The organism is Streptomyces similanensis (genome assembly GCF_039543625.1).
Classification (GTDB): Bacteria; Actinomycetota; Actinomycetes; order Streptomycetales; family Streptomycetaceae; genus Streptomyces; species Streptomyces similanensis.
This window is the reverse complement of record NZ_BAABKC010000009.1, coordinates 102,748-113,886: the sequence shown is the minus strand read 5'-3', so window position 1 is coordinate 113,886 and position 11,139 is coordinate 102,748. Positions and strand designations below refer to the sequence as shown.

At 73.0% G+C, this 11,139-nt stretch carries 10 protein-coding genes; 6 read left to right on the top strand and 4 right to left on the bottom strand.

The genetic code is table 11. The annotated features are described in order from the left end of the window. Nucleotides 1–320 (top strand): helix-turn-helix domain-containing protein (locus ABEB07_RS03290; RefSeq protein ID WP_345666924.1); only part of this gene is annotated, 320 nt, incomplete at its 5' end. 86 nt (nt 321–406) lie between these two features. Further along, complete coding sequence (locus ABEB07_RS03285; protein ID WP_176149060.1) at nt 407–1,195, top strand: phosphatase; 789 nt, start codon at nt 407–409, stop codon at nt 1,193–1,195. Nucleotides 1,196–1,234: 39 nt separating this feature from the next. On the opposite strand, the gene ABEB07_RS03280 is transcribed toward ABEB07_RS03285, so the two are convergent. The 4 genes from ABEB07_RS03280 to ABEB07_RS03265 form a co-directional block, all read right to left on the bottom strand. Then, nucleotides 1,235–2,230, bottom strand: a complete 996-nt coding sequence (locus tag ABEB07_RS03280) for a cation diffusion facilitator family transporter (RefSeq protein ID WP_345666923.1) — start codon at nt 2,228–2,230, stop codon at nt 1,235–1,237. Between the two features lie 5 nt (nt 2,231–2,235). Beyond that, a complete protein-coding gene (gene tesB / locus ABEB07_RS03275) occupies nt 2,236–3,108 on the bottom strand; it encodes an acyl-CoA thioesterase II (protein ID WP_345666922.1) in 873 nt (290 codons plus the stop codon). A 4-nt stretch (nt 3,109–3,112) separates the two neighbouring features. Further along, nucleotides 3,113–4,270 (bottom strand): acyl-CoA dehydrogenase family protein, encoded by a 1,158-nt coding sequence (locus ABEB07_RS03270; protein ID WP_164583919.1) that lies wholly within the window; start codon nt 4,268–4,270, stop codon nt 3,113–3,115. A gap of 372 nt (nt 4,271–4,642) precedes the next feature. Continuing rightward, nucleotides 4,643–5,251: an SACE_7040 family transcriptional regulator gene (locus tag ABEB07_RS03265; RefSeq protein WP_345666921.1), complete on the bottom strand. Its 609-nt coding sequence runs from the start codon at nt 5,249–5,251 to the stop codon at nt 4,643–4,645. A gap of 108 nt (nt 5,252–5,359) precedes the next feature. Here ABEB07_RS03265 and ABEB07_RS03260 point away from each other — a divergent pair, with 108 nt between their 5' ends. Genes ABEB07_RS03260 through ABEB07_RS03245 form a run of 4 tightly spaced genes read left to right on the top strand, consistent with a single transcriptional unit; the run spans nt 5,360 to nt 11,040 of the window. Next, on the top strand, nt 5,360–6,976 hold the full coding sequence (locus tag ABEB07_RS03260; protein WP_345666920.1) for a carboxyl transferase domain-containing protein: 1,617 nt from the start codon (nt 5,360–5,362) through the stop codon (nt 6,974–6,976). Between the two features lie 16 nt (nt 6,977–6,992). Continuing rightward, nucleotides 6,993–8,942: an acetyl/propionyl/methylcrotonyl-CoA carboxylase subunit alpha gene (locus ABEB07_RS03255; protein WP_345666936.1), complete on the top strand. Its 1,950-nt coding sequence runs from the start codon at nt 6,993–6,995 to the stop codon at nt 8,940–8,942. Continuing rightward, nucleotides 8,939–9,880 (top strand): hydroxymethylglutaryl-CoA lyase, encoded by a 942-nt coding sequence (locus ABEB07_RS03250; RefSeq protein ID WP_176149067.1) that lies wholly within the window; start codon nt 8,939–8,941, stop codon nt 9,878–9,880. Before ABEB07_RS03255 ends, ABEB07_RS03250 begins: the two co-directional genes overlap by 4 nt. Continuing rightward, entirely contained in the window at nt 9,880–11,040 is a 1,161-nt protein-coding gene (locus ABEB07_RS03245; RefSeq protein WP_176149068.1) for an acyl-CoA dehydrogenase family protein, read from the top strand. The genes ABEB07_RS03250 and ABEB07_RS03245 overlap by 1 nt, the downstream gene beginning before the upstream one ends. Nucleotides 11,041–11,139: the final 99 nt, after the last annotated feature.

The window sequence follows — 11,139 nt, the reverse complement described above, 5'->3', positions numbered from 1 at the left end:
GCGCCCGCGCCACCCGCGCCGCCCTGGTCCGGCACGGCCGGGGCGGCGCCCGTCCCGGTCTCGCCGACCTGGTGGCGCCCGCCGAGGCCGACGCGCACGCCCGCGCGCTGCTCGCCCCGCTCGCCGCCGCCCCCGCGCTCGCGGAGACGCTGCGCGCCTGGCTGTCCCTGCACGGCAGCTGGGACCGCACCGCGGTGGCGCTCGCCGTGCACCGCAACACCGTCCGCCAGCGCATCGCCCGCTGCGCCGCGCTGCTGGACGCCGATCTGGACGACCCGGACACCCGCATGGAGCTGTGGTTCGCCCTGCGCAGGGGCTGACCGCGGCGGCCGGCGGCGGCGTGAGCCGCGTCCCAGCGGCCGGAACGCCGGCGACGGATACGGATCACTGCATCACAATGGGTGGCATGCCGATACCCGGGACACCCAGCCGCGCCGAACTCGTCGACCACCTCGTCAGGACCCGCATCGCCGGGGACGTCGCCACGCCCCGCGAGAACAACCTCTCCCACTACCGCAAGCTGGCCAACGGCGACCGCAACTTCTGGCTCGGGCTGGAGCTGGGCGACCGCTGGACCGACGAGCAGGACGTCCTCGCGGTGATGGCCGAGCGGGTCGGCGTCAACGACGACCCGGAGTACCGGCACGGCCAGGACACCATCGACCCGGAGCTGACCGTGGACGGCCTGGAGCGGCTGGCGGGGCGGCTGCGTAAAGCGGCCGACGGCGGCCAGCGGGTGCTGTTCGCCACCGGCCACCCCGGCGGCCTGCTGGACGTGCACCGCGCCACGGCCGCCGCGCTGCGCGCCGCCGGCTGCGAGATCGTGGTGATCCCGGACGGCCTCCAGACGGACGAGGGCTACGTCATGCAGTTCGCGGACGTGGCGGTGCTGGAGCACGGGGCCACGCTGTGGCACACCCATTCCGGTGAGCCGATGCGCGCCATCCTGACCGGTCTGGACTCCGCGGGCCGGCCGCTGCCCGACCTGGTCGTCGCCGACCACGGCTGGGCGGGCTGCGCGGGCCAGCTGGGCGTGGACTCCGTCGGCTACGCCGACTGCAACGACCCGGCGCTCTTCCTGGCCGAGGCGGAGGGCGCCGTGCAGGTGGCGGTGCCGCTGGACGACCACGTGGTCAGCCCCCGCTACTACGACCCGATGACCGCCTACCTGCTGGAGCGGGCGGGACTGGCCTGACGGCCCGCGGCGGGCGCCCTCCCGGCTCCTCAATGCCTCTCACGGCCGGGGGCGCAGGCCCTCCGCGCGGCGCTGCGCGAACCCCGGCGTCGGGTCCAGGTAGACGCGGGTGATGACGGGGAACTCCTCGCGCAGCCGCTGCTCCGCCCGCTCGCACGCCCACTCGATCTGGGCGGCGCTCGACACGTCCCGGAAGTCGACCTTCGCCGCCACCAGCGCCGCGTCCGGCCCCTGCACCAGCGTGGTCAGCTCCAGTACGGCCTCGATGTGCTCCACGTCCACCAGCAGGGCGCGGATGCGTTCGCGGGCGGCGCGCGGCAGCGGGCGGCCGATGAGCAGTTCGGCGTTGGAGCGGCCCAGCACCCAGGCGACGTAGAGCAGGAGCGCGCCGATGCACAGGGAGGCGACGCCGTCGTAGACGCCGGAGCCGGTGAGCCGGCCGCCGAGCAGGCCGCCGGCCGCCAGCAGCAGCCCGACCAGGGCGGCGGAGTCCTCCATCACGACGGCCTTGACGGCGGTGTCGGGGGTGCGCCGGAAGTAGCGCCGGAAGGGCACCCTCAGCCGGGCGGCCGCGCCGCGCGCCTGGCGCAGTCCGGTGCGCAGCGAGAAGCCCTCCAGCAGGAAGGCGACGGCGAGGACGAGGAAGGAGACGAGCGGGTCGCCCAGGTCCTCGCCGCGGACGAGGGTGCGCACGCCGTCGTAGAGGGAGAAGACGGCGCCGCCGACGAAGGTGGCGACGGCGGCGAGCAGCGCCCAGATGTAGCGTTCGGGGCCGTAGCCGAGGGGATGGTCCTCGTCGGCGGGTTTCCCGCTGCGTTTGAGCGCGGTGAGCAGCAGCACCTCGGTGACGGTGTCGGCGACCGAGTGCGCGGCCTCCGACAGCATCGCGCTGGAGCCGCTGATCAGGCCCGCGACGGCCTTGGCCACCGCGATGCCGAGGTTGGCGAGGGCGGCGACGATCACCGTGAAGGTCGATGCGCCGCCGCCGGTGTCCGCCGGCGCCGGGCGGGTGTCCTGTCCGGGTGGGTGGGCCATGCCCCTCAGTGTTCCCGGGGGACGCGGACCACGCCTTCCTGGATCACTGAGATGGCCAGCCGGCCGTCCTGCGTGTGGATACGGGCCTGCCCCAGGCCCCGGCCGCCGTGCGCCGAGGGCGACTCCTGGTCGTACAGGAGCCATTCGTCGGCGCGGAAGGGCCGGTGGAACCACATGGCGTGGTCCAGGGAGGCCCCGACGACGTCCCCGACGGCCCAGCCGCCGCGCCCGTGGGCGAGGAGCACCGAGTCGAGCAGGGTCATGTCGGAGACGTAGGTGGCCAGGACGACGTGCAGGAGCGGGTCGTCGTCCAGTTTGCCGTTGGTGCGGAACCACACCTGGGAGTGCGGCTCGCGCGGCTCGCCGAACCTCCCGTACGGCGGCTCGTCGACGTAGCGCAGGTCGACGGCCTCGCGGGTCTCCAGGAAGCGTTCCACCACCTCGGGCGGGAGGTGGCCGTAGGAGCGCAGCCGTGCGGCGGAGGTGGGCAGGGTCTCCGGGTCCGGGGCGGGCGGCATCGGCGCCTGGTGGTCCAGGCCCTCCTCGTACGTCTGGAAGGACGCGGAGAGGTGGAAGATCGGCTGCCCGTGCTGGACGGCGACCACCCGCCGGGTGGTGAAGGAGCGGCCGTCGCGGATGCGGTCCACGGTGTAGACGATGGGCGCGCCGGGGTCGCCGGGCCGCAGGAAGTAGGCGTGCAGCGAGTGGGCGTGCCGGTCGTCGGGGACCGTGCGCCCGGCGGCGACCAGGGCCTGGGCCGCGACCTGGCCGCCGAACACGCGGGGCACGACGGCGGAGCGGGAGCGCCCGCGGAAGATGTCCCGCTCGATCCGCTCCAGGTCGAGCAGATCGAGCAGGGACTCCAGTGCCGTGCTCACGTGCCTACAGGCCCATGTCCTTGGCGATGATCGACTTCATGATCTCGCTGGTGCCGCCGTAGATCCGGTTGACGCGGTTGTCGGCGTACAGGCGGGCGATCGGGTACTCGTTCATGTACCCGTAGCCGCCGTGCAGCTGGAGGCAGCGGTCGATGACGCGGTGGGCGACCTCGGTGCAGAACAGCTTGGCGGAGGCGGCCTCGGCGGGGGTCAGCTCGCCGGCGTCCAGCGCCTCGGTGGCGCGGTCGGCGACGGCCTCGGCGGCGTCCACTTCGGCCTGGCAGGCGGCCAGCTCGAACTTGGTGTTCTGGAAGTGCGCGACCGGCTTGCCGAAGACGGTGCGGTCCTGGACGTACTGCTTGGCGAACCGGACGGCGGCCTTGGCCTGGGCGTAGGCGCCGAAGGCGATGCCCCAGCGCTCGGAGGCCAGGTTGTGGCCGAGGTAGGAGAAGCCCTTGTTCTCCTCGCCGAGCAGGTCCTCGACCGGGACCTTGACGTCCACGAAGGCCAGTTCGGCGGTGTCGGAGGTGCGCAGGCCCAGCTTGTCCAGCTTGCGGCCGACGGAGTAGCCCTCGGACTTGGTGTCCACGGCGAACAGCGAGATGCCGAAGCGGCGGTCCTCGGCGGTCGGGGCGGAGGTGCGGGCGCAGACGATGACCTTGTCGGCGTGGACGCCGCCGGTGATGAAGGTCTTGGCGCCGTTGAGGACGTAGTGCGTGCCGTCCGCGGAGAGCTTGGCGGTGGTCTTCATGCCCGCGAGGTCGGAGCCGGTGCCCGGCTCGGTCATCGCGATGGCCCACATCTCCTCGCCGGTGACGAACTTCGGCAGGTACCGCTTCTTCTGCTCGTCGGTGGCCAGCATCTTGATGTAGGGCAGGGCGAGCAGCACGTGCACGCCGGAGCCGCCGAACTGGACGCCCGCGCGGGCGGTCTCCTCGTACAGGACGGCCTCGAACTTGTGGCTGTCCATGCCGGCGCCGCCGAACTCCTCGGGGACGTTGATCCCGAAGATGCCCAGCTCGCCCAGCTTGTAGTAGAAGTCGCGCGGGGCCTGGCCGGCGGCGAACCACTCGTCGTACACCGGTACGACCTCGGCCTCGATGAAGGCGCGAAGGGTCTCCCGGAACGCCTCGTGATCCTCGTTGAACACCGTACGGCGCACGCCGCCACCTCCACATGCCTCGGCTGTCTAAGCGCTTGCTCACACAAACGTACCGGCGAGTACGAAGGCAGTAAAGACCAGAACCCGTAACCCTCGTCACGCAACGAGAAACCCCAGAGGGCAGGGGCGAGGACAGGGGGCAGGGCAGGGGCAGGGGCGAGGGCGAAGCCCAGCCCCTGCAAGGGGCGCGGGGAACTGCGCGCCCAGCCACGACGCACCCGCACCCGCCCACGAAGCGACACCCGCCCACCCGAAAGGCGCCCCAGGCGCAGGGCGAAGCCCAGCCCAGGGGCGCGGGGAACTGCGCGCCCGGCCACAACGCACCCGCACCCGCCGAACGAACCGCACCCACCCCCACAGAAGGCGCCCCCCTCAGCCCGCCGCAGGCGACTCCGCCGAGGCGAACGCCCCCCGAGCCATCCGATGCAGCAACTCCGCCGTCGCCCCCCGCCCGGGCAGCACCCCCCGCCGCCCCAGATGCGGAGTGGAGTTCAGCAACCCGAACACCGAGTGCACGGCGGACCGCGCCGCAGGCTCACTCAGCGCCGGATGCACCTCTCGCACCACCTCCACCCACAGCTCCACGTACTGCCGCTGCAACTGCCGCACCAGCTTGCGGTCGCTGTCCCGGAGGCGGTCCAGCTCACGGTCGTGCAAGGTGATGAGGGGCCGGTCGTCGAGCGCGAAGTCGATGTGTCCCTCGATGAACGAGTCGAGGACCGCCCCGGGCCCGGCTCCCGCGTCCGCCTCCGCCAGGCGCCGCTTCGCTCCGGTGAGCAGCCGGCCGCTGATGCCGACCAGCAGCTCCGCGAGCATCGCGTCCTTGCCGGGGAAGTGCCGGTACAGACCGGGTCCGCTGATGCCCACCGCGGCGCCTATCTCGTCGACGCCGACACCGTGGAACCCGCGTTCGGCGAACAGGCGTGCGGCCTCCTTGAGGATCTGCTCGCGGCGGGTGAGGGCGTCGGTTCGCATGGCCATGAGAACAATTCTAGACAGCGACGTTAGCGCTCGTTAACCTGAGGGCGATGGGTTAACGCTCATTAACCAGTGGACCACGTCGACCACACGGGTGAGGGGACCACAGCGATGCACGAGGCACCGGAGCTGACGAGCGCGGGCGACCCCGCGTCGGAGGCCTGGCGGGCCAACGAACAGGCGCACCGGGCGCTCGCCGACGAGCTGCGCGGCAAGCTCGCCGCGGCCCGGCTCGGCGGCGGCGAGAAGGCCCGCGCGCGGCACACCGCGCGCGGCAAGCTGCTGCCCCGCGACCGGGTGGACGCGCTGCTCGATCCGGGCTCGCCGTTCCTGGAGCTGGCGCCGCTGGCCGCCGACGGGATGTACGACGGGCAGGCCCCGGCCGCCGGGGTGATCGCGGGCATCGGCCGGGTCAGCGGCCGCGAGTGCGTGATCGTCGCCAACGACGCCACCGTCAAGGGCGGCACGTACTACCCGATGACGGTCAAGAAGCACCTGCGGGCGCAGGAGGTGGCGCTGGAGAACCGGCTGCCGTGCCTGTACCTGGTGGACTCCGGCGGCGCGTTCCTGCCGATGCAGGACGAGGTGTTCCCCGACCGCGAGCACTTCGGGCGGATCTTCTACAACCAGGCGCGGATGTCCGGCGCCGGCATCCCGCAGATCGCCGCGGTCCTCGGCTCCTGCACGGCGGGCGGCGCGTACGTCCCGGCGATGAGCGACGAGGCGGTGATCGTCCGCAACCAGGGCACGATCTTCCTGGGCGGCCCGCCGCTGGTGAAGGCGGCCACCGGCGAGGTCGTCACGGCGGAGGAACTGGGCGGCGGCGAGGTGCACTCCCGGATCTCCGGCGTCACCGACCACCTCGCCGAGGACGACGCGCACGCGCTGCGCATCGTCCGGAACATCGTCGCCACGCTGCCCGCGCGCGGCCCGCTGCCCTGGGAGGTCACCGCGCCGGCCGAGCCGAAGGCGGACCCGTTCGGGCTGTACGGCGCGGTGCCGGTGGACTCGCGCACCCCCTACGACGTGCGGGAGATCATCGCGCGCGTGGTGGACGGCTCGCGGTTCGCGGAGTTCAAGGCCGAGTTCGGGCAGACCCTGGTCACCGGCTTCGCCCGGATCCACGGCCACCCGGTGGGCATCGTCGGCAACAACGGCATCCTGTTCGCCGAGTCGGCCCAGAAGGGCGCGCACTTCATCGAGCTGTGCGACCAGCGCGGCATCCCGCTGCTGTTCCTCCAGAACATCTCCGGCTTCATGGTGGGCCGGGACTACGAGGCGGGCGGCATCGCCAAGCACGGCGCGAAGATGGTCACCGCCGTCGCCTGCACCCGGGTGCCCAAGCTGACGGTCGTCGTCGGCGGCTCCTACGGCGCGGGCAACTACTCCATGTGCGGCAGGGCGTACTCGCCCCGCTTCCTGTGGATGTGGCCGAACGCCAAGATCTCCGTGATGGGCGGCGAGCAGGCCGCCTCGGTGCTCGCCACCGTCAAGCGCGACCAGATCGAGGCGCGCGGCGAGGAGTGGCCGGCCGACGACGAGGAGTCGTTCAAGGCGCCGATCCGCGCCCAGTACGAGCACCAGGGCAGCGCCTACTACGCCACCGCGCGGCTGTGGGACGACGGCGTGATCGACCCGCTGGAGACCCGCCAGGTGGTGGGCCTGGCCCTGACCGCGTGCGCCAACGCTCCGCTGGGCGATCCCCAGTTCGGCGTCTTCCGGATGTGAGGGGGATCCCATGACGATGTTCGAGACAGTTCTGGTGGCCAACCGCGGCGAGATCGCCGTCCGGGTCATCCGCACCCTGCGCGCCCTCGGGGTGCGCTCGGTGGCCGTCTTCTCCGACGCCGACGCCGACGCCCGGCATGTGCGCGAGGCCGACACGGCGGTGCGGATCGGTCCGCCGCCGGCCGCCGAGAGCTATCTGTCGGTGGAGCGGCTGCTGGCGGCCGCCCGCCTGACCGGCGCCCAGGCCGTACACCCGGGGTACGGGTTCCTGGCGGAGAACGCCGGCTTCGCGCGCGCCTGCGAGGAGGCCGGGCTCGTCTTCATCGGCCCGCCGGCCGACGCGATCGCGCTGATGGGCGACAAGATCCGGGCGAAGGAGTCGGTGCGGGCGGCCGGGGTGCCGGTCGTGCCGGGCTCCAGCGGCTCCGGGCTGAGCGACGCGCAGCTCGCCGGGGCGGCCCGCGAGATCGGCATGCCGGTGCTGCTGAAGCCGTCGGCGGGCGGCGGCGGCAAGGGCATGCGCCTGGTGCGCGAGGCGGACCTGCTGGCCGAGGAGATCGCCGCCGCCCGCCGCGAGGCCCGCGCCTCCTTCGGCGACGACACCCTCCTGGTCGAGCGCTGGGTGGACACCCCGCGGCACATCGAGATCCAGGTCCTGGCCGACGGCCACGGCAACGTCGTCCATCTGGGCGAGCGCGAGTGCTCCCTCCAGCGCCGCCACCAGAAGATCATCGAGGAGGCGCCCAGCGTCCTGCTGGACGAGGCGACGCGCGCCGCGATGGGCGAGGCGGCGGTCCAGGCGGCCCGCTCCTGCGGCTACCGGGGCGCGGGCACGGTGGAGTTCATCGTCCCCGGCGCGGACCCCTCGGCGTACTACTTCATGGAGATGAACACCCGCCTCCAGGTGGAGCACCCGGTCACCGAGCTGGTGACCGGCCTGGACCTGGTGGAGTGGCAGCTGCGGGTGGCGGCCGGCGAGCGGCTGTCCTTCGCGCAGGAGGACGTCGCGCTCACCGGGCACGCGGTGGAGGCCCGGCTGTGCGCGGAGATCCCCGCGCGCGGCTTCCTGCCCTCCGGCGGCACGGTGCTGCGCCTGCGCGAGCCGCAGGGCGACGGCGTGCGCACCGACTCGGGGCTGTGCGAGGGCACCGAGGTCGGCAGCCTGTACGACCCGATGCTGGCCAAGGTGATCGCCTACGGCCCCGACCGGGCCACCGCGCTCAGGAAGCTGCGCGCGGCCCTGGCGCGGACGGTCACCCTGGGCGTGCAGACCAACGCCGCGTTCCTGCGCGCGCTGCTGGCCCACCCCGCGGTGGTGGCGGGCGAGCTGGACACCGGTCTGGTGGAGCGGGTGGTGGACGAGCTGATCTCCGCCGACGTCCCCGAGGAGGTGTACGAGGCGGCGGCCGCCGTACGCCTGGACGCGCTGCGGCCCAAGGCCGACGGGGCCGGCTGGACGGACCCGTTCTCCGTGCCGAGCGGCTGGCGGCTGGGCGGCGAGCCGAAGCCGGCCGCCTTCCACCTGCGGGTCGGCGATCCGGTCCGGTACGTCCCGCGCGGCGTCCACACGGTCGCCGACGACACCGTCTCGGTCACCCTGGACGGGGTGCGGCACACCTTCCACCGCGCCGCCGACTGGCTGGGCCGGGACGGCGACGCCTGGCAGGTGCGCGACCACGACCCGGTCGCCGCCTCCCTCACCCGCGCCGCCCACGCGGGCGCCGACTCGCTCACCGCCCCGATGCCCGGCACGGTGACGGTGGTGAAGGTCGCCGTCGGCGACGAGGTGACGGCGGGCCAGAGCCTGCTGGTGGTCGAGGCGATGAAGATGGAGCACGTCATCTGCGCCCCGCACGCCGGCACGGTCGCCGAGCTGGACGTCTCGCCGGGCACGACGGTCGCCATGGACCAGGTCCTCGCGGTCATCGCGCCGCTCGACGACGAGGAAGGGACGGTGTCCCGATGAGCGCCGACGCGCTGCCCATGGTGGTGCCCGCCCCGGACCTGCCCGCGCGGGTCAGGATCCACGAGGTGGGGCCGCGCGACGGGCTCCAGAACGAGCGGGCGAGCGTGCCGACCGAGGTGAAGGCGGAGTTCATCCGCCGGCTGGCCGACGCGGGCCTGACGACGATCGAGGCGACCAGCTTCGTGCACCCCGCGTGGGTGCCCCAGCTGGCCGACGCCGAGCAGCTGTTCCCGATGGTGCGCGACCTGCCGGTGGACCTGCCGGTGCTGGTGCCCAACGCACGCGGCCTCGATCGGGCGCTGTCGCTCGGCGCGTCCCGGCTCGCCGTCTTCGCCAGCGCCACCGAGTCCTTCGCCAAGGCCAACCTGAACCGGACGGTGGACGAGGCGCTGGCCGTGTTCGCGCCGGTGGTGGCGCGCGCCAAGGAGGCCGGGGCGCATGTGCGCGGCTATCTGTCGATGTGCTTCGGCGACCCGTGGGAAGGCGCCGTCTCCGTGCACCAGGTGGTGCGGGTGTGCCGGGCGCTGCTGGACATGGGCTGCGACGAGCTGAGCCTCGGCGACACGATCGGCGTGGCCACCCCGGGCCACGTCCTGGAACTGCTCTCCGCGCTGAACGAGCAGCGGGTGCCGACCGCCGCGCTCGGCGTGCACTTCCACGACACCTACGGCCAGGCGCTCGCCAACACCCTGGCCGCGCTCCAGCACGGCGTCACCACCGTGGACGCCTCCGCGGGCGGCCTCGGCGGCTGCCCGTACGCCAAGTCCGCCACCGGCAACCTCGCCACCGAGGACCTGGTGTGGATGCTGCGGGGCCTCGGCATCGACACCGGGGTCGACCTCGGCCGCCTCACCGCCACGAGCGAGTGGATGGCCGACCGGCTCGGCCGGCCCAGCCCCTCCCGCACCCTGCGTGCCCTCTCCCACAAGGAGCAGTGATGAACCACCGCCTCACCCCCGAGCTGGAGGAACTCCGCCGCACGGTGGAGGAGTTCGCCCACGACGTCGTCGCGCCGAAGATCGGCGACTTCTACGAGCGGCACGAGTTCCCGTACGAGATCGTGCGGGAGATGGGCCGGATGGGCCTGTTCGGGCTGCCGTTCCCGGAGGAGTACGGCGGCATGGGCGGCGACTACCTGGCGCTCGGCATCGCCCTGGAGGAGCTGGCCCGGGTGGACTCGTCCGTGGCCATCACGCTGGAGGCGGGCGTCTCGCTGGGCGCCATGCCCCTCCATCTGTTCGGCACCGAGGAGCAGAAGCGGCAGTGGCTGCCGAAGCTGTGCTCGGGCGAGGTGCTGGGCGCGTTCGGTCTGACCGAGCCGGACGGCGGCTCGGACGCGGGCGCCACCCGCACCACGGCCCGTCTCGACCCGGAGACCGACGAGTGGGTGATCAACGGCACCAAGTGCTTCATCACCAACTCCGGCACGGACATCACCGGTCTGGTGACGGTCACGGCGGTCACCGACCGCAAGCCCGACGGCCGGCCCGTCATCTCGGCCGTCATCGTCCCCTCCGGCACCCCCGGCTTCACGGTGGCGCCCGCCTACTCCAAGGTCGGCTGGAACGCCTCGGACACCCGTGAGCTGTCCTTCCAGGACGTGCGGGTGCCGGCCGCGAACCTGCTGGGCGAACAGGGCCGCGGCTACGCGCAGTTCCTGCGGATCCTGGACGAGGGGCGGATCGCGATCGCGGCGCTGGCGACCGGGCTGGCGCAGGGCTGTGTGGACGAGTCGGTGAAGTACGCCAAGGAGCGGCACGCCTTCGGCCGGCCGATCGGCGCCAACCAGGCCATCCAGTTCAAGATCGCCGACATGGAGATGAAGGCGCACACCTCCCGGCTGGCCTGGCGGGACGCGGCCTACCGGCTGGTGTCGGGCGAGCCGTTCAAGAAGGAGGCGGCGCTCGCGAAGCTGTACTCGTCGACGATCGCGGTGGACAACGCCCGCGACGCCACGCAGGTCCACGGCGGCTACGGCTTCATGAACGAGTACCCGGTGGCGCGGATGTGGCGCGACTCGAAGATCCTGGAGATCGGCGAGGGCACCAGCGAGGTGCAACGGATGCTGATCGCCCGCGAGTTGGGTCTGGTCGGCTGAGCTACCGCCGGTCGCGGCCGGACGGGCGGGGTGCCCCGGACCTGGACAGAGGATGAGGTTAGGCTAACCTACCCTCGAACCTCACCGGCGTCACCCCGC

Bases quoted from the DNA above. Each gene is read 5' to 3' on its own strand.
- ABEB07_RS03255 (WP_345666936.1), top strand. From the start codon at position 6,993: ATGTTCGAGACAGTTCTGGTGGCCAACCGCGGCGAGATCGCCGTCCGG.
- ABEB07_RS03285 (WP_176149060.1), top strand. From the start codon at position 407: ATGCCGATACCCGGGACACCCAGCCGCGCCGAACTCGTCGACCACCTC.
- ABEB07_RS03260 (WP_345666920.1), top strand. From the start codon at position 5,360: ATGCACGAGGCACCGGAGCTGACGAGCGCGGGCGACCCCGCGTCGGAG.
- ABEB07_RS03245 (WP_176149068.1), top strand. From the start codon at position 9,880: ATGAACCACCGCCTCACCCCCGAGCTGGAGGAACTCCGCCGCACGGTG.
- ABEB07_RS03280 (WP_345666923.1), bottom strand. From the start codon at position 2,230: ATGGCCCACCCACCCGGACAGGACACCCGCCCGGCGCCGGCGGACACC.
- ABEB07_RS03265 (WP_345666921.1), bottom strand. From the start codon at position 5,251: ATGGCCATGCGAACCGACGCCCTCACCCGCCGCGAGCAGATCCTCAAG.
- ABEB07_RS03250 (WP_176149067.1), top strand. From the start codon at position 8,939: ATGAGCGCCGACGCGCTGCCCATGGTGGTGCCCGCCCCGGACCTGCCC.